The organism is Prauserella endophytica (genome assembly GCF_005146945.1).
GTDB classification, from domain to species: Bacteria; Actinomycetota; Actinomycetes; order Mycobacteriales; family Pseudonocardiaceae; genus Prauserella_A; species Prauserella_A endophytica.
Genome location: NZ_SWMS01000006.1, coordinates 59,901 through 81,523, shown reverse-complemented (window position 1 = coordinate 81,523; position 21,623 = coordinate 59,901). Strand labels below are relative to the sequence as shown.

The 21,623-nt window shown below is 72.3% G+C and carries 26 protein-coding genes; 15 read left to right on the top strand and 11 right to left on the bottom strand.

What is annotated here, in order from left to right; translation table 11 throughout:
* The first annotated feature begins 20 nt into the window (after positions 1-20).
* The 4 genes from FCN18_RS13270 to FCN18_RS40695 are packed head-to-tail and all read left to right on the top strand — an operon-like array spanning position 21 to position 2,600.
* Positions 21-980 carry an FAS1-like dehydratase domain-containing protein gene (locus FCN18_RS13270; protein ID WP_228713927.1) on the top strand — a complete coding sequence of 320 codons (960 nt, stop codon included), beginning with the start codon at positions 21-23 and terminating at the stop codon, positions 978-980.
* A gap of 2 nt (positions 981-982) precedes the next feature.
* Positions 983-2,155: an acyl-CoA dehydrogenase family protein gene (locus tag FCN18_RS13265; RefSeq protein ID WP_137095193.1), complete on the top strand. Its 1,173-nt coding sequence runs from the start codon at positions 983-985 to the stop codon at positions 2,153-2,155.
* 41 nt (positions 2,156-2,196) lie between these two features.
* A complete protein-coding gene (locus FCN18_RS40700) occupies positions 2,197-2,403 on the top strand; it encodes a YciI family protein (RefSeq protein ID WP_323808356.1) in 207 nt (68 codons plus the stop codon).
* Complete coding sequence (locus FCN18_RS40695; protein ID WP_323808355.1) at positions 2,400-2,600, top strand: YciI family protein; 201 nt, start codon at positions 2,400-2,402, stop codon at positions 2,598-2,600. Before FCN18_RS40700 ends, FCN18_RS40695 begins: the two co-directional genes overlap by 4 nt.
* Before the next feature lie 3 nt (positions 2,601-2,603).
* Here the strand turns inward: FCN18_RS40695 and FCN18_RS13255 are convergent, their stop codons facing one another.
* Positions 2,604-3,410, bottom strand: coding sequence for an SDR family NAD(P)-dependent oxidoreductase (locus FCN18_RS13255; RefSeq protein ID WP_112268744.1), 807 nt, complete (start codon positions 3,408-3,410; stop codon positions 2,604-2,606).
* Between the two features lie 53 nt (positions 3,411-3,463).
* Here FCN18_RS13255 and FCN18_RS39505 point away from each other — a divergent pair, with 53 nt between their 5' ends.
* Complete coding sequence (locus FCN18_RS39505; RefSeq protein WP_170200549.1) at positions 3,464-3,622, top strand: hypothetical protein; 159 nt, start codon at positions 3,464-3,466, stop codon at positions 3,620-3,622.
* 248 nt (positions 3,623-3,870) lie between these two features.
* On the opposite strand, the gene FCN18_RS13250 is transcribed toward FCN18_RS39505, so the two are convergent.
* The 4 genes from FCN18_RS13250 to FCN18_RS13235 form a co-directional block, all read right to left on the bottom strand.
* A complete protein-coding gene (locus tag FCN18_RS13250) occupies positions 3,871-4,569 on the bottom strand; it encodes a TetR/AcrR family transcriptional regulator (protein ID WP_112268742.1) in 699 nt (232 codons plus the stop codon).
* Positions 4,570-4,637: 68 nt separating this feature from the next.
* Complete coding sequence (locus FCN18_RS13245; RefSeq protein ID WP_137095191.1) at positions 4,638-5,606, bottom strand: NADPH:quinone oxidoreductase family protein; 969 nt, start codon at positions 5,604-5,606, stop codon at positions 4,638-4,640.
* A 16-nt stretch (positions 5,607-5,622) separates the two neighbouring features.
* Complete coding sequence (locus FCN18_RS13240) at positions 5,623-6,384, bottom strand: 3-hydroxyacyl-CoA dehydrogenase (RefSeq protein WP_112268738.1); 762 nt, start codon at positions 6,382-6,384, stop codon at positions 5,623-5,625.
* Between the two features lie 10 nt (positions 6,385-6,394).
* A complete protein-coding gene (locus tag FCN18_RS13235) occupies positions 6,395-7,366 on the bottom strand; it encodes an NAD(P)H-dependent flavin oxidoreductase (RefSeq protein ID WP_112268736.1) in 972 nt (323 codons plus the stop codon).
* Positions 7,367-7,557: 191 nt separating this feature from the next.
* On the opposite strand from FCN18_RS13235, the gene FCN18_RS13230 reads away from it, so the two are divergent.
* From FCN18_RS13230 to FCN18_RS13220, 3 genes are all read left to right on the top strand, one after another.
* Positions 7,558-8,751, top strand: coding sequence for a thiolase family protein (locus FCN18_RS13230; protein WP_137095189.1), 1,194 nt, complete (start codon positions 7,558-7,560; stop codon positions 8,749-8,751).
* A gap of 106 nt (positions 8,752-8,857) precedes the next feature.
* Entirely contained in the window at positions 8,858-9,952 is a 1,095-nt protein-coding gene (locus FCN18_RS13225; protein ID WP_112269574.1) for a CaiB/BaiF CoA transferase family protein, read from the top strand.
* A gap of 18 nt (positions 9,953-9,970) precedes the next feature.
* On the top strand, positions 9,971-10,756 hold the full coding sequence (locus tag FCN18_RS13220; protein ID WP_137095187.1) for an enoyl-CoA hydratase: 786 nt from the start codon (positions 9,971-9,973) through the stop codon (positions 10,754-10,756).
* Between the two features lie 326 nt (positions 10,757-11,082).
* Here the strand turns inward: FCN18_RS13220 and FCN18_RS13215 are convergent, their stop codons facing one another.
* Entirely contained in the window at positions 11,083-12,681 is a 1,599-nt protein-coding gene (locus tag FCN18_RS13215) for an AMP-binding protein (protein ID WP_112268730.1), read from the bottom strand.
* A complete protein-coding gene (locus FCN18_RS13210) occupies positions 12,678-13,964 on the bottom strand; it encodes an MFS transporter (protein WP_137095185.1) in 1,287 nt (428 codons plus the stop codon). The genes FCN18_RS13215 and FCN18_RS13210 overlap by 4 nt, the downstream gene beginning before the upstream one ends.
* A gap of 161 nt (positions 13,965-14,125) precedes the next feature.
* On the opposite strand from FCN18_RS13210, the gene FCN18_RS13205 reads away from it, so the two are divergent.
* The 4 genes from FCN18_RS13205 to FCN18_RS13190 all read left to right on the top strand — a co-directional run bounded on the left by FCN18_RS13205 (position 14,126) and on the right by FCN18_RS13190 (position 16,904).
* Positions 14,126-14,860: an SDR family NAD(P)-dependent oxidoreductase gene (locus tag FCN18_RS13205; protein WP_228713925.1), complete on the top strand. Its 735-nt coding sequence runs from the start codon at positions 14,126-14,128 to the stop codon at positions 14,858-14,860.
* Positions 14,861-14,883: 23 nt separating this feature from the next.
* On the top strand, positions 14,884-16,041 hold the full coding sequence (locus FCN18_RS13200) for an acyl-CoA dehydrogenase family protein (RefSeq protein WP_113644632.1): 1,158 nt from the start codon (positions 14,884-14,886) through the stop codon (positions 16,039-16,041).
* 9 nt (positions 16,042-16,050) lie between these two features.
* Complete coding sequence (locus tag FCN18_RS13195) at positions 16,051-16,632, top strand: TetR/AcrR family transcriptional regulator (RefSeq protein WP_112268722.1); 582 nt, start codon at positions 16,051-16,053, stop codon at positions 16,630-16,632.
* An 83-nt stretch (positions 16,633-16,715) separates the two neighbouring features.
* On the top strand, positions 16,716-16,904 hold the full coding sequence (locus tag FCN18_RS13190; RefSeq protein ID WP_228713923.1) for a twin-arginine translocation signal domain-containing protein: 189 nt from the start codon (positions 16,716-16,718) through the stop codon (positions 16,902-16,904).
* On the opposite strand, the gene FCN18_RS13185 is transcribed toward FCN18_RS13190, so the two are convergent.
* On the bottom strand, positions 16,855-17,724 hold the full coding sequence (locus FCN18_RS13185; RefSeq protein ID WP_137095181.1) for a helix-turn-helix transcriptional regulator: 870 nt from the start codon (positions 17,722-17,724) through the stop codon (positions 16,855-16,857). The two genes, FCN18_RS13190 and FCN18_RS13185, sit on opposite strands and share 50 nt — an antisense overlap.
* Positions 17,725-17,824: 100 nt before the next feature.
* Between FCN18_RS13185 and FCN18_RS13180 the strand changes: the two genes are divergently transcribed.
* From FCN18_RS13180 to FCN18_RS13170, 3 genes are read left to right on the top strand one after another with little or no spacing between them, the layout of a single operon-like run.
* A complete protein-coding gene (locus FCN18_RS13180) occupies positions 17,825-18,067 on the top strand; it encodes an Atu4866 domain-containing protein (protein ID WP_113644631.1) in 243 nt (80 codons plus the stop codon).
* Between the two features lie 12 nt (positions 18,068-18,079).
* Positions 18,080-18,811: an SDR family oxidoreductase gene (locus tag FCN18_RS13175; protein ID WP_112268716.1), complete on the top strand. Its 732-nt coding sequence runs from the start codon at positions 18,080-18,082 to the stop codon at positions 18,809-18,811.
* A 52-nt stretch (positions 18,812-18,863) separates the two neighbouring features.
* Entirely contained in the window at positions 18,864-19,436 is a 573-nt protein-coding gene (locus FCN18_RS13170) for a helix-turn-helix domain-containing protein (protein WP_112268714.1), read from the top strand.
* Positions 19,437-19,554: 118 nt separating this feature from the next.
* Here FCN18_RS13170 and FCN18_RS13165 read toward each other — a convergent pair whose 3' ends face one another.
* From FCN18_RS13165 to FCN18_RS13155, 3 genes are all read right to left on the bottom strand, one after another.
* Entirely contained in the window at positions 19,555-19,947 is a 393-nt protein-coding gene (locus FCN18_RS13165; RefSeq protein ID WP_112268712.1) for a rhodanese-like domain-containing protein, read from the bottom strand.
* The gene (locus FCN18_RS13160) at positions 19,944-20,522 is read right to left on the bottom strand and encodes a cysteine dioxygenase (RefSeq protein WP_137095179.1); all 579 of its coding nucleotides are present in this window, start codon (positions 20,520-20,522) and stop codon (positions 19,944-19,946) included. Before FCN18_RS13160 ends, FCN18_RS13165 begins: the two co-directional genes overlap by 4 nt.
* A gap of 153 nt (positions 20,523-20,675) precedes the next feature.
* Positions 20,676-21,470 (bottom strand): DUF1684 domain-containing protein, encoded by a 795-nt coding sequence (locus FCN18_RS13155; RefSeq protein WP_137095177.1) that lies wholly within the window; start codon positions 21,468-21,470, stop codon positions 20,676-20,678.
* Positions 21,471-21,623 lie beyond the last annotated feature (153 nt).

The following is a 21,623-nucleotide window of genomic DNA, read 5'->3' as shown; positions in this document are numbered from 1 at the left end:
GCACCGAGGCGCACGCGCGCATGAGCGTCGGCGCGTTCGCCGGGGACCGGAGCTTCGCCGACGTGGCCGGCTACGACGACGGGACACTGAAGATCCACCCACTATCGGAGAACCCCATGACTGACTCCCTGGAGACTCACCTGCGGGACTGGCGGCCGGAGCCGCGCACGGAGACCGGCGTCGTCGACGCGGGGCCGGTCGCCGCGCTGTCGGCCGTGCTCGACCAGCCCGTCGCCGCGAGGGCGGGTGACGACCTGCCCCCGCTGTGGCACTGGCTGCACCTGCTGGAGTGGCCGCCGCAGAGCGACCTCGGCGAGGACGGGCACCCCCTTTCCGGCCACTTCCTGCCGCCCATCCCGGACCGGCGGCGCATGTTCGCGGGCGGCAGGCTCACCATCGCGCGCCCGCTGGAGACGGGAGCCCACGTCGAGCGAGTGTCCACACTGGACAACTGCGTCGTAAAGGAGGGCCGCACCGGAGAGATGGCGTTCGTGACGGTGCGCTCCGAGTACCGGCAGGACGGCGAGGCGCGGGTCACCGAGGAGCTGGACTACGTCTACCGCAGCGGCGACGACGCACGGCGCTCGTTCACCACGACCACAGAACCACCGCCGGAGGACGGGGCGCCGTGGCGGATCGTGCCCGTGACCGACCCGGCGGCGCTGTTCCGGTTCAGCGCGCTGACCGCCAACGCGCACCGCATCCACTACGACGTCCCCTACGCCACCGGGGTGGAAGGCTACCCCGGGCTCGTGGTGCACGGCCCGCTGCTGGTGCTGCTGATGCTGGAGTTGGTGCGGCGCAACACCGATCGCCGGGTCGGGTCGGTGAGCTTCCGGCTGCGGCGGCCCGTGTTCGCCGGCGACCGGATCGTGGTCACGGGACGGCCGGAGGACGACGGCGCGGAGCTGGCCGTCGCCAGTGCCGCGGAGCCGCGGCATGCCACAGCACAGGTACGTTTCGCCGGATCGGAGGACTGAACATGGATGAGCTGGACGCCGACGAGCGGGCGATCGTCGAGACGGTGCGCGACTTCGTCGACCGCGAGGTCCGCCCCGTCGTCAGGGAGCTGGAGCACGAGAACACCTACCCGGAGAAGCTCATCGAGCAGATGAAGCGGCTGGGCATCTACGGGCTGGCGATCCCGGAGCCCTACGGCGACGTGCGCGTGTCCACGCCGTGCTACGCGATGGTCACCGAGGAGCTCGCCCGCGGCTGGATGAGCCTCGCCGGGGCCATGGGCGGGCACACCGTGGTGTCGAAGCTGCTGCTCGACTACGGCACCGAGGAGCAGAAGCGGAAGTACCTGCCGCGCATGGCGACCGGCGAGCTGCGGGCCACGATGGCGCTCACCGAGCCGGGCGGCGGCTCGGACCTGCAGGCCATGCGCACGGTGGCCGTCCGCGACGACAGTGGGGGCACCCCCGGCGGGGGAGGCTATGTGATCAACGGGTCCAAGACGTGGATCTCCAACGCCCGCCACTCGGGCCTGGTCGCGCTGCTGTGCAAGACGGACCCGTCCGCCACACCCGCGCACAAGGGCATGAGCGTCCTGCTGGTGGAGAAGGGGCCCGGCTTCGAGGTGTCGCGGGACCTGCCCAAGCTGGGCTACAAGGGCGTTGAGAGCTGCGAGCTGTCCTTCACCGACTGCCGGGTGCCCGCCGACGCGCTGCTCGGCGGCGTCGAGGGCGCCGGGTTCGGGCAGATGATGCGCGGGCTGGAGATCGGCCGGATCCAGGTGGCGGCGCGCGCGACCGGCGTCGCCAGGGCCGCCTTCGACGACGCGCTGCGCTACGCCCAGGAGCGGGAGGCCTTCGGCAAGCCGATCTGGAAGCACGAGTCGGTGGGCAACTACCTCGCCGACATGGGCACCAAGCTCACCGCGGCCCGCAGGCTGCTGCTGCATGCCGCCACGCGGTACGACTCGGGCGAGCGCTCTGACCTCGAGGCGGGCATGGCGAAGCTGTTCTGTTCCGAGGTCGCGATGGAGGTGGCGCTCAACGCGGTCCGCGTGCACGGCGGCTACGGCTACTCCACGGAGTTCGACGTCGAGCGCTACTTCCGCGACGCGCCGCTGATGATCGTCGGCGAGGGCACCAACGAGATGCAGCGCAACGTGATCGTGTCCCAGCTCGTGGCCCGCGGCGGCCTCTGACCCGAGAGCATGGCGGGGACCACGACGGTGAGGAGCCCGCGATGAAGTACCTGCTGCTGATGCACTACAGGGTCGAGGGCGTGCCACCGATGCAGACGTGGCGGCCGGAGGAGATCAAGGCCCACATCGACTTCCAGCAGGCCCTCTTCCGGGAGCTGACCGCCTCCGGAGAGCTGCTGGACGGGCAGGGCCTCTCCGGCCCGGAGGCCGCCAGGATCGTCACCTCCGACGGGGGGAGCCCGTGGTGACCGACGGCCCGTTCGCCGAGTCCAAGGAGTTCCTCGCCGGGTACTGGCTCGTCGACGTGCCCTCCGATGAGCGCGCGATCGAGATCGCGGCGAAGGCCTCGGCGGCGCCCGGACCCGGTGGCAGGCCGATCCGGACGCCGATCGAGGTGCGCCCGGTGCCGGAGTTCGGCCCCGGGGCGTCCGGTCCCGGCGCGTGAGCGTCAGCGGCGGGCGGTGCCCGGCTCGGCCATGCGGCGGTGGGCGGCGGCGAGGAACCGCTCGGGGGTGAAGCGCGCGACCGCGGCCTGCACGCGGTTCCGGAGGGACCCGGCGACCACGGAGTCGCGGCCGGCCTTCAGCGCCGCGTAGGCCTGGCGGGCCACCTCGCCCGCGTCGTCCTTCGGCCCGGCGCCGATCTTGGTGTCGAGCATGCGGGCGCGGGCGAAGAACTCGGTCGCGGTGGGCCCCGGCAGCACGGCCGTGACGGTCACCCCGGTCTCCTTCAGCTCCTCGCGAAGGGCCTGCGAGAAGGACTGCAGGAACGCCTTCGACGCGCCGTAGACGGCCTGGAACGGGCCGGGCGTGGTCGCCGCGACCGACGACGTGAACAGGATCCGGCCCCTGCCGCGCGCGGCCATGTCCGGCACCAGCAGCTTCGCGAGGTGCACGGCGGAACGGACGTTGAGGTCCACCACGCGCAGCTGGTCCTCGAGCGACGTCTCCGCCTCCGCGAACGCCCCGCTCACGCCGACGCCCGCGTTGATCGCAAGCACGTCGACCGGGCGCCCCTTCGCGCGTACGCGCCGGGCCAGCTCCTCCACGCCGTCAGCGGTGGCGAGGTCCGCGCGCACGGTTTCGACGGCCGACGACTGCGAGCCGACCTCCCGCGCGGCGTCCGCGAGTTCGGTGTTCTCGGCGGCCAGCAGCAGGTCGTGGCCGTCCTCGGCCAGGCACCGGGCGAACTCGCGGCCGATGCCGGTCGAGGCTCCGGTGACCACGGCGAGCGGCCTGGCTGTCGACTCGGTCATGCGTTGCCTTCCTGACTAGGGGTGCGCTCCTCGTCTCCGGGTACCCGCCCGGTATGACGACCACGCCTTTCGAAGCGCATCCCGACCCGGACGACGACATCGCCGCCGCCGATCCCGGCCGCGGCGGGCCGGAGCCCGCGCCCGGGTTCGGGGTGGAGGCCGAGGACTCCGACCAGGTCGACAGCACCCGGGAGGACCCCGGTCCCGAGTGACCACCCGGCGCGCGGGCCGCGGCGCGAACAGGGCCGCCTACACCTGCCCTGGGGTGCCTTGCGCCGTCCCGAATGGGCAACTCGCGGTCCGGAGCGGGCAACTCGCGGTCCGGAGCGGGGGACTCGCGGGCTGGAGCGGGGGACTCGCGGGCTGGCTCGCGGGCCTGGCCCGCCCACAACAGCTGGTCACGCCACTTCGTGGGTTCACCAGCCCGGTCCCGGCGAATCCGCGCCCCGGCGCTGAGCCGTTACGCGCGCACCCTGGCCCGGCGGCCCTGCGACCCCTTGGGCTGCGGGCGTTTGCGCACGCCGACGGCCATCAGGGCGATGTCGACGTAGCGGCCCGCCAGCTCCTCGGGGGCGAGCGGGCCGCTGGGCTGGTACCAGCGGCCGATCGACTGGCACATCCCGAGCACGGCTCGGGCGGTCTCGGCGGGCAGCTCGGCCGTGAACACGCCCTGCCGCACGCCGTCCTCGACGATGCCGGCCATGAGGTTCTCCACCTCCTTGCGCCGCGCCGCGTAGCGCTTGCGCTTCGGCGGGGAGAGGTGGCGCAGCTCCGGGTCGAGCGCCGCGAGCCGCACCCGATGGGTCATGTAGAGCACCACGGCCTCGACCACGTAGGCGAACCGCAGGTCGGCGCGCTCCCCCGCCTCGGCCGCCGCCGCCTCGGCACGCCACGCCACGTCGCCGGTGCCCATCTCGAGCAGGGTCGCGAAGACGCCTTCCTTGTTCTCGTGGTGGTAGTACAGCGACGGCACGGTCTGGCCCACCCTGCGGGCGATGTCGCGCACGGTGGTGCCGTGGAAGCCGTGCTCGTAGAAGGCTTCCAGCGCCGCGGCGAGGATGGGCGTCAGCTCCAGCGGCTCGAAGTGCCGCCAGTCGGCGCCTGCGGCGTTCGCGGGCTCGGTCCGCTTCACGGCCGCGGCGCCATTCCGTCGTGCCATCTCCCACCCATCGAGCGTCTCTCAGCGACATCGTGAACGATACACACGCGCCCCGCCGCGGCAGGTGCTCAGCGCAGCCGCAGCACCAGCTTGCCCGTCGCGGAACGGTACTCCAGCTCGCGCAGCGCGTCCGCGGCCTCCTCGAGCGGGCGCACCGCGGGCCACAGCGGCGTGAGCCCGCCCCCGGCCAGCAGCGGGGCCAGCTCGTCCCACTGCTCGCGCAGACAACCCGGGTTCTGCCTGAGGAACTCCCCCCACGCGGCGCCCACCACGGCCGTGTTGCCGAGCAGCAGCCGGTTGACCTTGACGGTCGGGATCTCGCCGCCGGTGAAGCCGAGCACCACGAGCCTGCCCTCGGGTGCGAGGCTGCGCAGGCTGTCGGTGAACCGGTCGCCGCCCACCGGGTCGACGACCACGTCCACGCCCCGGCCCGCGGTGTGCTCTCGCACCGACTCGCGCCAGCCGTCGACGAGCACCACGCGCTCCGCCCCGGCCTGCTCGGCGACGGCGGCCTTGCGGTCGTCGCTGACCACGGCGATGGTCGGCATGCCCAGCGCCCGGCAGATGTCGAGCGCCGCCACGCCGACCCCGCCCGCGGCGCCGTGCACGAGCACGGTCTCCCCCGCCTGGGCGCGGGCCCTGCGGCGCAGCGCGAACCACACCGTGAGGTAGTTCAGGGGCATTCCCGCGGCCAGCTCGAAGGGCACGCCGTCCGGCAGCGGCAGCACGTTGCCGGGGTCGGCGGCCACCACCTCCTGCCAGGTGCCGCCCATCTCGACGACCACGACCCGCTGGCCGGGCTCGAAGCCGCTGCCCTCGGGCGCACTGCGGACCGTCCCGGCACCCTCCATGCCTGGCACGAACGGCGGCTCCCGCCGGACCTGGTACAAACCCTTGGCCTGCAACAGATCCGGGAACGCGACCCCCGCCGCGGCGATGTCCACGACGACCGCTCCGTCACCCCCGCCGGGTTCGGCGGTCTCGGCGAGACGCAGGCCGGACGGCCCGGTCAGTTCGGTCACCTGCTGCGCGCGCACCAGCCTCGTCCCTTCCTCAGCGCGGGGCCATGCGGATGGCGCCGTCCAGGCGGATGGTCTCGCCGTTGAGCATGGGGTTCTCCACGATGTGCCGCGCCAGCGCGGCGTACTCCCCGGGGTCGCCGAGCCGCGACGGGTGCGGCACCTGCGCGCCGAGCGAGGCGATGGCGTCCTCGGGCAGCGAGTCGAACAGCGGCGTGTGGAACAGGCCGGGCGCGATGGTGACCACCCGGACCCGCAGGCTCGCGAGGTCGCGCGCGATGGGCAGTGTCATGCCCACGATGCCGCCCTTCGACGCGGAGTAGGCGGCCTGGCCGACCTGTCCCTCGAACGCGGCGACCGACGCGGTGTTGACGATGACTCCCCGCTCCTCGCCGACCGGGTCCACCTGGGACATCCGCTCCGCGGCCAGCCGGATCACGTTGAACGTGCCGACGAGGTTGACGTTGATGACCTTGGTGAAGTCCGCGAGCGGGAACGCGCCCTTCTTGCCCACGGTCTTGATCGCGCTGCCGATGCCCGCGCAGTTGACCGCGATCCGCAGCGCGCCGAGCCCCTGCGCCGTGTCCAGCGCCGCGGCGACGTCGGACTCGCTGGTGACGTCCCCGGCCGCGAACACGGCTCCGTCGCCCAGTTCCTTGGCCACCGACTCGCCGTCCGAGGACGGCAGGTCGAGGATGAGCACCTTGGCGCCCTTGCCGTGCAGCTCCTTCACCGTCGCCAGGCCGAGACCCGAGGCGCCTCCCGTCACCACAGCGACGGCACCGTTGATGTCCATGTGACCCCTTTCAGTTCAGCACGCCGGCCAGGCGGCCGGAGATGAGTTCCCGTGCCTCGGTGACGATCCGCGTCACCAGCTCGGCGACGGCCGGGATGTCGCGGATGATGCCCTGCACCAGTCCCGCCGTCCAGATTCCCAGGTCGAGGTCCCCGGTCTCCAGCACCTGGCGCCCGCGCACGCCAGCCACGAGGTCGCGGACGTCCTCGAACTTCCCGCCGGCGTCGAGGATCTTCACCACCTCCTGGCTGACGGCGTTGCGCGCGACGCGGGCGGTGTTGCGCAGCGGCCGGAAGATCAGCTCGGTGTCGCGCTCGGTCGCCTCGACCATGCGCCGCTTGACGTTGTCGTGGACCTGCGCCTCCTGCGTGGCGACGAACCGTGTGCCCATGTTGATGCCGTCGGCGCCAAGCGCCAGCGCCGCGACGAGCCCGCGGGCGTCACCGAAGCCGCCGGAGGCGATCATCGGGATGGTGATCTTGTCGGCCGCCGCGGGGATGAGGACCAGCCCGGGGATGTCGTCCTCACCGGGGTGACCCGCGCACTCGAAACCGTCGATGGAGATGCCGTCCACGCCCAGTTCCTGCGCCTTGACGGCGTGCCGGACGCTCGTGCACTTGTGCAGCACCTTGACCCCGGCGCCCTGGAACGCGGGCAGGTGCTCGGCCGGGTTGAACCCCGCCGTCTCCACCACGGGCACGCCGGACTCCACGATCACGTCGCGGTACTCGGCGTACGGCGGCGGGTTGATAGACGGCAGGATCGTCAGGTTCACGCCGAACGGCCTGTCGGTCAGCTCCCGGCAGCGCGCGATCTCCTTGGCGAGATCCTCGGGCGTCGGCTGGGTCAGCGCGGTGAGGAAGCCCAGCGCGCCCGCGTTCGCGACCGCCGACACCAGTTCCGCCCTGCCGACCCATTGCATGCCGCCTTGCACGATCGGGTGTTCGACCCCGAACACCTCGCAGAACCTGGTTCGCAGCATCGCTCGCGGCTCCCTCCCGCCGACTCGGGTCCGAGCAGCAGACTAGCCACTTAACGAACGATAGATATTGTCCGCGTGATGTACGTCTCGCCCGGGTGCCAGGGGGCGATCTCAGCCTTGACAACAGGGGATTTAGCTATCGATCGTTAATGCGTCGCAGGCGCCAGAGGAGACGCCGGGAAAGGATGCCCATGACCACCGCGGTAATCGTCGATGTCGTTCGCACTCCCTCCGGCAAGGGCAAACCCGGCGGTCAACTGTCCGGTGTGCACCCTGCCGATCTGCTCTCACGCGTGCTGCGCGGACTGCTCGACCGCAACGACCTCGACCCGGCGCTCGTGGACGACGTCATCGGCGGCTGCGTCGGACAGGCCGGCGAGCAGGCCGTCAACATCACCCGCAACGCCGTGCTGGGCGCGGGCTTCCCGGAGTCGGTGCCCGCCACGACCGTCGACCGGCAGTGCGGGTCGAGCCAGCAGTCCGCCCACTTCGCCGCGCAGGGCGTGATCGCGGGCGCCTACGACGTCGTCATCGCCTGCGGTGTCGAGTCGATGAGCCGGGTGCCGATGGGCTCCCCGGTCGCGGGCAAGGACCCGTTCGGCCCGGCCGTCGCCGCGCGCTACCCCGACGGGCTCGTGGGCCAGGGCATCTCCGCCGAGATCATCGCGGGCCGCTGGAAGCTCGACCGCGCCACGCTGGACGAGTTCTCCGCGCGCTCACACGCCCGCGCGGCCGCCACCGCCGCGGCGGGCGGGTTCGACCGGGAGATCCTGCCCATCACGGTCCCCGGCGAGGACGGCACCGAGCACACGGTCGGCACCGACGAGACCGTGCGGGCGAACACCTCCGTCGAGGGACTGTCCGGCCTCAAGCCGTCGTTCTACGACGAGCGGCTCGCCGAGCGCTTCCCGGAGATCCAGTGGCGCATCACGCCGGGCAACTCGTCGCCGCTCACCGACGGCGCGTCCGCGGCGCTGATCATGAGCGAGGAGAAGGCGAACGCGCTCGGCCTGACGCCCAGGGCGCGGTTCCACAGCTTCGCCGTCACCGGCAGCGACCCGTTGCTGATGCTCACCGGAGTCGTGCCGGCCACGCAGAAGATCCTCGCCCGGTCGGGGCTGTCCCTCGACGACATCGACGCCTACGAGGTGAACGAGGCGTTCGCCCCGGTGCCGCTCGTGTGGCAGCACGAGCTCAACGCCGACCCGGAGAAGCTCAACCCGCGCGGCGGCGCGATCGCGCTCGGCCACCCGCTCGGCGCGTCGGGCACGCGGCTGCTCGGCACCCTCGTCGGCCAGCTCGAGGCGAGCGGCGGCCGGTACGGGCTGCAGACCATGTGCGAGGGCGGCGGCATGGCCAACGCCACGATCATCGAACGCCTGTAGCGCCCGCCGGTTCCCCCCGGCGGCGGCATGCGCCTTCGTCGACCTCCCGGGTGCGAACCCTCTACGGTGGCACGACGCGCAGGAACCGAGCGAGGTGGAGGACATCGTGGCTGGACCGCTGAGCGGGCTGAAAGTCGTCGAGATGGCGGGCATCGGGCCCGCCCCGCACGCGGCGATGGTCCTCGCGGATCTCGGCGCGGACGTGGTGCGCGTCGAGCGGCCGTCGGGCTCGCTCGACCTCGCGGGCGGCAAGCCGGACCACCTGATGCGGGGCCGCCGCTCGGTGGCCGCGGACCTCAAGACCGACGAGGGGCGCGGGCTCGTGCTGCGGCTGGCCGCGAAGGCCGACGTGCTCATCGAGGGCTTTCGTCCGGGGGTGGCCGAGCGGCTCGGCATCGGCCCCGCCGACTGCCACGCCGTGAACCCGCGCCTCGTCTACGGCCGCATGACGGGCTGGGGTCAGGACGGGCCGCTGGCGCAGCGGGCCGGGCACGACATCAACTACATCAGCCTCACCGGCATCCTCCACACGATCGGACGGCACGACGAGCCGCCGGTGCCGCCGCTGAATCTGGTCGGCGACTTCGGCGGCGGGTCGATGTTCCTGCTCACCGGCGTGCTCTCGGCGCTGTGGGAACGGGAACGCTCGGGCGAGGGCCAGGTGGTGGACGCCGCGATGGTCGACGGCGCGAGCGTGCTGTCGCAGATGGTGTGGGCGATGCGCGGCATCGGCGTCTGGAGCGACGAGCGGGCGAGCAACCTGCTCGACGGCACGGCGCCGTTCTACGACACATACGTGTGCGCCGACGGCCGGTACATCGCGGTCGGCGCACTCGAGAAGCAGTTCTACGCGGCGCTGCTGGAGGGGCTCGGCCTCGACCCCGCCGAGCTGCCCGAGCAGATGGACCGGTCCGGCTGGCCGGTGCTGCGCGCGCGGTTCACGCAGCTCTTCTCCAGCCGGACACGGGACGAATGGGCGGAGGTGTTCGCCGACACCGACGCGTGCGTCACCCCCGTGCTCACCTTCGACGAGGTCGCCGGCCACCCGCACCTCGCCGGGCGCGGGACGCTCACCGAGATCGACGGCATCGTGCAGCCGAAACCCGCGCCGCGGTTCTCGCGCACGGTGCCGGACCAGCCTGCCCCGCCACCGAAACCCGGCACGGACAACGACGCCGTGCTGCGCGACTGGCAGGCGTGACACTGTGGAAAGGGAGCCATGACCGACGTTCTCGTCGAGCAGACCGACGCTGTCCTGCGGATCACCTTCAACCGGCCGGAGAACCTCAACGCGTTCACGGCGGACATGCTGACCCGCGCCGCCGAGGCCGTGGAGGGCGCGGCGAGGGACTCCGGCGTGCGGGTGATCGTGCTGACCGGCGCGGGGCGGGCGTTCAGCGCGGGCGCCGACCTCGCCGGACGGGGCACCGACGACGTGGGCCCCGGCGCCCTGCCGGGGCCGGAGACGATCGACGCCGCCAACCGCCTCACCACGGCGCTGCGCCGCGCCCCGAAGCCGGTGCTGGCGGCGGTGAACGGGCCCGCGGCCGGGGTCGGCTGCTCCTTCGCGCTGGCCGCGGACCTCGTGGTCGCGCGAGAGTCGGCGTACTTCCTGCTGGCGTTCGCGAACGCAGGCCTGATGCCGGACGGCGGCGCCACGGCGCTGCTGCCCGCGGCGATCGGGCGGGCGCGCGCGACCCGGATGGCGATGCTCGCGGAGCGGATCCCCGCCGCGCAGGCCGTGGAATGGGGCCTGATCGCGTTCGCGGTACCGGATGACGAGTTCGACTCCGAGGTGCAACGCCTCACCACGCAGCTGGCCCAGGGGCCAACGGCGGCCTACGCGCACACGAAGCACGCCTTCAACGCCACCGTGCTCGACCGGCTCCCCCAGGCCCTGGAAGCCGAACGCGAGGGCCAGGGATTGCTGTTCCACACCAACGACTTCGCCGAGGGCGTCGCCGCTTTCCGCGCCAAGCGCAAGCCGAAGTTCTCCGGCACGTAACCCCGCGAGTCGTGCACCCCGGTCCGCGAGTCCCCCACTCCCGACGCCGAGTTCTGCACTCGCGACGCCGAGTTCCGCGTTCCGGTCCGCGAGTCCCCCACTCCGGCGCGCGAGTCCCCCGCTCCGGTCCGCGAGTCCCCCACGGGATGGCGAGTAGCCCGCTCCAGACGGCACAACTCGCGGGTCCCAAGCGGGCAACTCGCAGGCCCGAACGGGCAACTCGCAGGCCCGAACGGGCAACTCGCAGGCCCGAACGGGGGACTCGCGGGCAGGAACGGGGGACTCGCGGGCAGGAACGGGGGACTCGCGCGGCGCGGCGGCGGACGTCAGCGGAGCCGGGCGCGCTGGAGCTTGCCGACCTCGTTGCGCGGCAGGGCGTCCGCGTAATCGATCACGCGGGGTGAGGCGTGGGCACCGATGCGGGAGGTGACCTCCGCGCGGAGCCGCTGCTCCAGCTCCGCCGAGGGCGGCGCCGACGGAGCCCTCACGACGACCGCGCGCACCACCGTCCCGCCGCCCGGACCGGGCGCGGCCACGGCCGCCGCCTCGGCAACGCCAGGAAGCTCGTTGAGCACGCGTTCCACGTCCACCGGGCTCACGTTGTACCCGGACGTGACGATCATGTCGTCCTCCCGCCCCAGGAAGACCCACCTGCCATCGGGTCGCGTCCGGGCGCGGTCCTCCGTCACGAACAGGTCCCCTTGCCAGCGCGCCTCCCACGCCTCTGGCCGGTTCTCGTACCCCGTGCTGAGCTGGTACCTCGGCCGCTCCACGGCGATCAGCCCGCTCTCCCCCTCCGCCACCGGCTCGCCGTCGCGGTCCACCAGGCGCACGGCGAAGCCGGGGATCGGGCCACCGAGCGTGCCGGGCTCGGGTTTGGCACCGTCCGCGAGGTCGGCGAGCACCATGCCGACCTCGCTGAGCCCGTAGCCGTCGCGGATCGGCGGCGCGCCACCCCCGGTCCACCGCGACGCCGTGTCGGCGTCGAGCGGCTCGCCCGCCGCCGCGGCGGCGGACAGCTCACCCGGCACGCCGTACCGCCGCAGCGCGGGCAGCAGCTTGCGGTACGCGCTCGGCGCCGCCGCCACGCATGTGACGCCCTCCTCTCTCATCACCCGCAGCCAGGCCGCCGCGTCGTAGTCACCGCTGTAGACCACCCTCGGCGCCCCGAGAGCCATCGGCGCCACCCCGGTCGAGTAGAGCCCGTAGGCCCAACCCGGATCGGCCGTGGTGAAGAGGAGGTCACCGGGTCCCGCACCGAGCGAGTGCCGCGCGAACGGCAACACCGACAGCAGCGCCCCGTGCGGCATGACGCACGACTTCGGATCGCCGGTGGTGCCGCTCGTGAACAGCAGCGTGGCCGGGTCGGTCGCCGAGGTGGGTGACTCGGGGCCGTCGGGCGCGCTGCGCTCGACCTCGGCCCAGAAGCTGTAGTCGCCGCGCCGCACGCCCGTGCCCCTCGGCCCGGTCACCACCATTACCCCGGGATCACCGTCCATCGTGGACAGTGCCGCGTCGAGCACGTCCCGCCATCGGTGGTCGCACACGATCAGCCCGGCCCGCGAGGACCGCAGGCGGAATGCCAGCGCGTCGGTGCCGAAGCCGCAGAACAGCGGCACGTACACGAGCCCACTGCGCCACGCCGCCAGCGCGACGACGAGGCTCTCCACCTGCCGCGACAACAGGCCCGCGACGCGGTCGCCCGGCCGCAGCCCCGCCCGCGCGAACGCCCGCGCGGCCCTCGACGCGGCCCGGTACAGCTCCCGGTACGTCCAGCGCTCTCCCGACCCGTCGGCGTGCCGGACCACCAGCGCCAGTCTGCCCCGCTGTCCGGTGTACCGCCCGCACGCCTCCTGCGCGGTGTTGAGCCGGTTTGGCGCGGTGGACAGGCCGGCCTCGATCTCGTCCCAGACGCTCCCGGTCATCGGTCACTCCCGGAGTCTCGGTCGGCGGCGAGCAGCGCGCCGAAGGTGACGGCGCACGCGACGACGATGTAGACGGCCAGCACCCAGGAGCCGCCGGCGACACCGAACAGGGCTCCCGCGACGAACGGCGCCGGCCCGCTGGTGACCATCCCGCCGGCCTGGTAGGCCACCGACGCTCCCGTGTAGCGCACCCGCGCGGGGAACAGCTCGGCCAGAAACCCGGCGATCGCCGCGTAGGTGACGGCGTGGCCGACCGTGACCACGAGAATCATCCCGACGAGGATGAGCCACGGCGACGCCGTGTCGAACAGCCAGAAGAACGGGAACGCGATCGCCGCCATGTAGACCGCGCCGGCCAGCAGCACCGTGCGCCTGCCCACGCGGTCGGCGAACGTCGCGACCAACGGCACCGACCCGATGTCGAGCACGCACGCCGCCATGAGGCACAGGAGAATGGTGTCGCGGGAGACGCCGAGCTCCGAGGGGCCGTAGGACAGCACGAACACGGTCACGATGTAGAAGGGGATGTTCGCGGCCGCCTGGGTGCAAAGCCCGATCAGCAGCGACTTGCGGCTCGTGCGCAGCACCTCCCCGAGCGGAAACGCCGAGCGCGACTGGCGCACCCGCTCGAAGTCCGGCGACTCGATCACCTGCAGGCGCACGTACAGGCCGAGCAGCACCAGCAGGATGCTCGCGAGGAACGGCAGCCGCCACGCCCACGCCGTCACCTGCTCGTCGGGCAGTTGCTCGATCGCGAAGAACGCCGAGGCCGACAGCACGAGTCCGGCGGGCACCCCGGCCTGTGGCCAGCTGCCGTAGAACGCCCGGCGCCGGGGTGGCGCGTGCTCGACGGCCATGAGCACCGCGCCGCCCCATTCACCGCCGACCGCGATGCCCTGGACGAAGCGGCAGACCACGAGCAGCGCGGGCGCCGCGAGCCCGATCTGGGCGTAGGTGGGTAACAGTCCGATCGCGACGGTGGCGGCGCCCATCAGCATCAGCGACAGGACGAGCATTCTCTTGCGGCCCAGGCGGTCACCGAAGTGGCCGAGCACGACTCCACCGAGCGGACGCGCGAGGAACGCGACCCCGAAGGTCGCGAACGCGGCGAGCGTGCCCGCCGCCGGGCTCAGTGTGGGGAAGAACTGCTCGTTGAACACGAGCGTCGCCGCCGTGCCGAAGAGGAAGAAGTCGTACCACTCGATGGCCGTGCCGATGAAGCTGGCGAACGCGACCTTGGCGGGGTGTACGCGCGGTGGCGCGGTAGTGCGTTGTGTGTCCACGAGGCTCTCCCAACGACAGCGGTGGCGAGGTGCGCTGGCCCCCGTTTTAACACGTGAAACGCAGCCAATCAACCTTCCGTGTACCGATCGGTCCAAGGCGATTGATCGGGAGATACAGAGCACAGATGCATATCCTTGGAACGATCGGTACAGTGCCCTTCATGAACGAAACCGCTGCCCGCACGGTGCTCGTCACCGGAGGGTCCCGGGGCATCGGCGCCGGAATCACCAGTGAGCTGGTCGCGCGGGGACGGCGGGTCGCGTGCGGCTACCGCGCCAACCGCGAGGCCGCCGAGAAGCTGCGCGCCGACGCCCCAGAACGCGTCCTGCCCGTCCACTACGATCTCGCCGACGCCGGCACGGCGAACACCGTCGTCGACACCGTCCTCGAACACTGGGGCGCGCTCGACGCGCTGATCCTCAACGCCGGTACCTGGAACGGCGGGAAACTGTCCACGATGGACCCGCTCGAGTGGTGGCGGGTCGTCGAGCTGAACATCGGCGGCGTAGCCGCGCTCGCCCGCGCCGCGCTGCCCGCCCTGCGGGTGAGCGACGATCCGAGCATCGTGATCGTCTCGTCGGTGATCGGCGTGATCGGCCACGCCGGCGACACCGCCTACGCCAGCGCGAAGGCGGCGCTCATCGGCTTCGCCAGGTCGCTGGCGAAGGAGACCGGGCGCGACGGCCTGCGGGTCAACGTCCTCGCGCCCGGATTCGTCGACACCGACATGACGGCGGAGGTCTCCGCCAAGGCCCGCGACGGCATCGAGCGCGCCACCGTGCTCGGCCGGTTCGGCACCGTGCCCGAGATCGCCCGCGCCGCCGTGTTCCTCAGCGAGGACGCCACTTACTGCACGGGATCGGTGCTCACCGCCGACGGCGGCTGGTCCATCTGAGTCTCCCCGGAAAGGAGCCCACCATGCACGACGGTCTTCCCGAGCCCGAGTACCAGCGGCTCGCCAAGCAGATCCACCGCGCGATCTGGGACCACCTCGATCCACTCGAACAGCGCATCGAGGACGAGGAACGCATCCCGTACGACCTCGTGCTCCCGGTGCTGCGCGACGCGGGCGCGTTCGGCCTGCTGGTGCCCAGGGAGTACGGCGGCAAGGGGCTGTCCATCCGCCAGTACCTGCCGCTGCTGGCGGAGTTCGCCAAGATCCAGGGCGGAATCCGGGTGATCGTCCACGTGCACAACTCGTTCGCCCACGCGCTGTCGGAGATCGGGAACGACGCGCAGAAGGCCGCGATCCTGCCCGGCGCGGTCACCGGCGAGAAGTCGGTGGCGTTCGCGCTCACCGAGCCCGACCACGGCACCGGGGCCGACCTCGGCACCACCGCGGCCCGCACGGACGACGGCTACGTCCTCAATGGACGCAAGTGGCTGATCACCAACTCCGACCTCGCGAGCCACTTCCTCGTCTTCGCCAAGACCGGTCCGGCCGAGGTGTCGGCACTGCTGGTGGAGCGCGACTCCCCCGGCTTCACCATCGAGCCGCTGCCCGAGACGATGGGCTGCAAGGGTGGCGAGCACGGGGTGCTCACGTTCGAGGGCGTCCGCGTGCCCGCGTCGGCGCTCGTCGGCTCGGAGGGCGAGGGCCAGGAGCACCTCGAACGCGCGCTGGAGATCAGCCGCGTGTTCATCGCGGCCAGTTCGCTCGGCACATCGGAGCGCGCGCTGGAGCTGTCCCTCGCACACGCCCGCTCACGCGTCACGTTCGGCAAGCCGATCGGGCAGCGACAGGCCGTGCAGCGCTACCTCGCCGAGATGGGCACCGACATCTACGCCCTGCGGGGCATGCTCGCCGACGCCGCCCGCAAATGGGACGAGGGCAGGCGCATCCCGGCCGAGTCGGCGATGGTCAAGCAGTTCGGGCTGGAGGCTGTGGGCCGGGTCACCGACCGCGCGCTGCTGGTGCACGGCGGGATCGGCTACACCCGCAGGCATCCCGTCGAGCGCCTTTACCGTGACGCGCGCCTGAACTGGCTGGAGGAGGGCCCGCCCACCGTGCAGTACCTGGTCGCGGCACGCGAGTTGCTGAGCGGCTACTCCTTCACCGGCGGCCCCACCCGTTAGGCTCTGCGCGTGAGCACCACGACCTACGCCGGCAACCGCGAACGGATCGTGGGCATCGCGGCCGAGTTGTTCGCCCGCAACAGCTACCACGGCACCGGTATCGCTGAGCTCTCCAAGGCGGCCGGGCTGGGCCGCGGCGCGCTCTACCACTACATCGGGAGCAAGGAGACGCTGCTCTACGAGATCAGCAAGACCCAGGTCGACCGCATGAACGCGCACGCGGAGGCGCTGCTGGGCTCCGGGCTGGAGACCGAGGACCTGTTGCGCGGCATGGCCAAGGGGCTGCTGTGCAACATCGCCGAGCACCGGTCCGAATGGGCCGTGTTCTTCCGCGAGTACACGGCGCTCACCGGGGAGAACCGCGACCGCGTGGTCGCGGCCCGCGAGCGCTACGAGGGGTACTGGCGGCAGGCGCTCGACCGCGGGGTCGCCGACGGCGTGCTGCGCCCGGTGCCCCGGCTGCTGGTGAAGGGCATTCTCGGGATGCTGAACTACACGTACCTGTGGTTCGAGCCGGATGGCGAGGTCGGTACCGACGAGCTGGCGGACGCGTTCCTCGACGCCCTGCTCGACGGGATCCGAACGGCCTAGTGCCCTCCGCCGGAAGTCTGTTGCGGGGGCACTAGCTCGAGGCCTCCGCGGTGGCCGCGCTCCTCGCTGGCAGGATGGCCGACATGCCCGGTGCCGACATCTCGAGGCGGCAGCTGCTCGCCATGGCCGCACTGACCGTGCTCGCGATCGCCCTGTTCGTCATGATGCTCGTGGCGTTCGAGCCGACGCCGGTGCTGTGGGCGTTCAGCGGGCTGATGCTCCTCAGCGCGGCGGCGTTCTGGGTGGGTTACGCGGTGCAGCGACGGCGGTAGCCCGCCGGGTGGCGGCGAGGGTGCCCAGCAGGGCCAGCGCCTGCTCACTGGGGCTTCCCGGCTCGGCCTGGTAGACGATCAGCTCCTGGCCGGGCGCGTCCCGCACGTCGAAGGCCTGGTAGGTCAGCGAGAGCGGGCCGACCTCGGGGTGCAGCAGCTCCTTGGCCTCACGCGTCTTGCCGCGTACGTCGTGGGCGGCCCACAGCGCCGAGAACTCGTCGCTGTGCTCGCGCAGCCGCGCCACCAGCTCGGCCAGGCGTGGGTCGTGCGGATCGTGGCCCCCGGCGACGCGCAGGTTGGCGACCGCGGCCTCCGCCGCCTGGTGCCAGGCCACGTAGAACGACCGGCCCGCGGGGTCCACGAAGATCATGCGCAGCAGGTTGTCCGCCCGGTCGAACGGCGAGAACAGGGCCTGTGCGAGCGCGTTGAGCGCGAGCACGTCCAGTGTCCGGTTGACCACGAACGCCGGGCAGGTCGTGAAGGTGTCCATGAGCTGGAGCAGCGCCGGACCGACGCGCTCCCGCCCGCGAGTGCGGCCGGTGCCGGGGCCGGCTCCGGCCAGCCGGTAGAGGTGCTCGCGGGCGTCGTCGGCTAGGTCCAGCGCGCGGCTCAGCGCGTCGAGCACCTGCGCGGAGGGGTTGCGCTCCCGGCCCTGTTCCAGCCGCGTGTAGTAGTCGGCGCTGACCCCGGCGAGCACGGCGATCTCCTCGCGCCGCAGCCCGGCCACCCGCCGCTGCCCGGACTCGCGCAGGCCGACGTCCTCCGGGCGCAGCCGCGCGCGCCGGGCGCGGAGGAACTCTCCGAGCTCGTTACCAGCCATACGGCCACTCTACGAAGGTCACTCGGCCCGCGCCTGGGTGTGACGCACCCGGGAACACGGCGCACTGGCCCGGTCCCGGCGCGCGGCCGAGGGTGAAGGCATGAACGACAACGACCACGTGACCGGGATGTGGGTGACCGCCGACGGCCACATCCGCCAGGAGCTGCGCCCCGACGGGCGCTACGACGAGGCCAGGGGAAGCCGCGTCAGCGCCTACACCGGCAGCTACACGGTCACCGGCGACCACATCGACTACGTCGACGACAGCGGGTTCACCGCCACCGGCGACGTCCGCGACGGAGTCCTCTACCACGAGCACCTCGTGCTCTACCGCGAGCGCTGAAGGGACCAGACCATGACCAACGACCGCAAGATCGTGCTCGTCACCGGGGCGAGCAGCGGTATCGGCGAGGCGACCGCCCGGCTGCTGGCGGCCTCGGGACACCACGTCGTGCTCGGCGCCCGCCGCACCGACCGGCTGCGCACCCTCGTCAAGGAGATCCGCGACGCGGGCGGCACCGCCCAGGAGCATCCGCTCGACGTCACGGACGCCGCGGCCGTGCGCTCGTTCGTCGACACCGCCGTCGCCGAGCACGGCAGGATCGACGTGCTGGTCAACAACGCGGGCGTGATGCCGCTGTCGAAGCTGGAGGCGGGCCGGGTCCACGAGTGGGACCGGATGATCGACGTGAACGTGCGCGGCGTGCTGCACGGCATCGCCGCCGCGCTGCCGGTGATGCGGCGGCAAGGGCATGGGCAGTTCGTCAACGTCGCCTCGATCGGCGCCCACGAGGTCTCCCCCACCGCGGCGGTGTACTGCGCCACGAAGTACGCGGTGTGGGCCATCTCCGAGGGCCTGCGACAGGAGGCCGGAGCGGACATCCGGGTGAGCGTGATCTCGCCGGGCGTCACCGAGTCGGAGCTCGCGGAGAGCATCGCCGACCCGGTGGGCCGCGAGGAGATGAAGGTTTACCGGGCCCACGCGATCCCGGCGTCGGCGGTCGCGGAGGCCATCGGGTTCGCGATCGGCCGGCCCGCCACCGTGGACGTCAACGAGATCGTCGTGAGGCCCACGGCCCAGGTGTGACGGGGTCCATGCCGACTTGACAAACCGGGTTGCCGAACCTGGGATGCAAGGCATGGACAACAGCGGGCTCCTCGACGAGGTCGGCCCCCGGCTGCGGCGGCTGCGCACCGAGCGCGGTGTCACCCTCACCGAACTGGCCGGGGTCACCGGCATCTCGACGAGCACCCTGTCCCGCCTGGAGAGCGGGCAGCGCAGGCCGAGCCTGGAGCTGCTGCTGCCGATCACCCAGGCGTACCGGGTCCCGCTCGACGAGCTGGTCGGCGCCCCGGCCGTGGGCGACCCGCGCGTGCGGCCGGTGCCGATCCGGCGGAACGGGATGACGGCCCTGCCGCTGACCAACTACCCCGGGCCGTTGCAGGCGTTCAAGCTGATCGTCCCGCACCGCGGCGAGGAGCCGGACCCGAGGACGCACGAGGGCTACGAGTGGCTCTACGTGCTGTCGGGGCGGCTGCGGCTCGTGCTCGGCGAGCACGACGTGACCCTCAAACCCGGCGAGGCCGCCGAGTTCGACACCCGCGTGCCGCACTGGTTCGGCAGCGCCCGGCCCGAGCCGGTGGAGCTGCTGAGCCTGTTCGGCAAGCAGGGCGAGCAGATGCACGTCAGGGCCAGGCCGAAGGGTGGCTGAGGCGGCACCGCTTCGGCGCCCGGCAGGCCGACCGCGGCGGTTGGACAGTGGAGGCGGTGGACGCGGTGGACGGGGTCGTGCACCTGCGGACCTTCCTTGTGTGCTGCGGTGATCCGCGTCAGGTGATGGCCGGTGTCGCGCCCTCGCGCACCGGAAGCCCGGCCGCGGCCCAGGCGCGGAAGCCGCCGACGAGGTCCGTGGCGCCGGGCAGGCCAAGCCGCCGCAGGTCGCGCGCGGCGAGGCTCGAGGCGTAGCCCTCGTTGCACAGCACGACCACGGTCGTCTCCTCGGTGATCCCGGGGATGCGGTGTTCGCTCCGCGGGTCGAGCCGCCATTCCAGCACGATCCGCTCGATGGGCACGGAGCCCGGGATCTCGCCCTCGGCCTCCCGGTTGTGGCGCGGGCGGATGTCGGCCAGCAACGCGCCCTCGGCCTGCAGCCGCGCCGCCTCGTGCGGCTCGACCCGGGCCAGCTCCGCCCGCGCCTCGGCCAGGAACGTCTCGATGCTCATGGTCCCTCTTCCCCGGTGCGGGCCAGCAACTCCCCGAACGGCATGGTCGACGCGGGCAATGGCGGGATCTCCGCCGGGATGTCGTGCAGGCTCGCGTACTGGCGAGTGGGCACCAGCGGAGGCGAGTAGGCGTGGACGCTCGCCGCCGGGACGGCACCGTCGTTGCGGACCCGGTGCGCGTGGCCGGCGCCGAACCCGACCGCCGCGCCGGTGGCCCGGCTCGCGCGGCGCAGCGGCCCGCCCGGGTAGCGGTAGGTCTCGTCCAGCGTTCCCGTCAGCACGGTGAACGAGCCGGCCGCGCCGCCGTGGTCGTGCGGCTCGGTGCACTGCCCGGGCAGCCAGGACAGCAGCCACAGCTCCACCCCGCGGGTCAGCGCCAGCCGCGCCCACCAGCGCCGCTCGGGCACGTAGCGCAGCAGCCCGGTCAGCGGCCCGGCCAGCTCCCGGGCCGTGGTGGCGGTCAGGTCCCTCAGCTCGTCCGGGGTCCACAGTAGACGATCTGGGTGCAGCCGCTCCGCGGGTAGCCACCCGGCGAGCTCGGGGTGGACGTCGACCTCCGCCGTCGTCGCGGTCATACGAATTCCGCTCTCCATTTCGATCGGTTTACCTGGGTCCCCGAATACGCCGCGATGATGGCACGGCCGGATTGTCGCGCGCAGCCGTTCCCAGGGCACGGGAAATGTTCTCACCCAAACGTGGTTGTTTCTTTCCGAACAAAAAAGAACTGATCAGCGAGGTGCCTGTTCCCCCGCGTCGACGGCGAAGGGCAGGACGTTGCCGCCCGGCGGCCGGGTGCAGGTGGCGTGGGGAGTGAACGCCGAGGGCGGGTTCTGGGCGCGGTTGAAGTCCAGCACGGCGCGGCCCGCGCGCGGCCTCGGCACCGACAGGGTCCGCCACGGCGCGGTGAGCGATCCGCTCGTGGCGTCGCTGAACGAGACGGTGAGAGCGCTGCCCCTGCCCGCGGTGGCCGCCAGCGAGTACTCGGTGCCCCCGTGGTCGAAGCGCAGCTCACCGACGATCTCCTGCCTGCGCCGCAGGCCGGGCTGCGCGGTACCGGCGGCCACCACGTGCGTCGGCGAGTACAGCACGAACCGGGCGCGCACGGCCCACGCCGGGTCGGGGCTGAACACCGGGACTCCGGTGAACGCGCGCAGTGCGGGCGAACGGGGGTCACGCACACGGAGGCCGTAGCGGCCGTCCATGCGCAGCAGCTCCAGCCGCAGGTCCCCGGTGGTGGCGAACAGCGCCGAGCCCGCCTCGCGGACGCTGAGCCGCGTGGTGCCATCGAGCAGCCGGCCTTCCACGACAAGACCCTCGCCCCCGGTCGCGGTCACCCGCGCCGCCCTCGGGGTCGCGCTCCACGCGCCGGGGATGCCCTCGAACGTCCGCGCTCGCTCGTCGAGCCAGTGCAGGGCGGCGAGGCTGAGCCAGCCGTAGTCGTCGCGCAGTTCCCGTTCCCTGGACTCGTGCCAGCCGGTCCATTCACCGACGAAAGCACTTTCGATCGTTGTCGTCGTCATCATTCGCTTTCCGCGCCGGGCGAATTGATTTCGCCGTGAACGTATTCTGCGGCGCCGTTTACGGTTCACCGGTCACCGACGGCGACAATGCACGCGAATAGCGAATTTGGGCAACGGTGTCCGGAGTGTGGACACCGTTGCCGGGAAGGGGTGTTT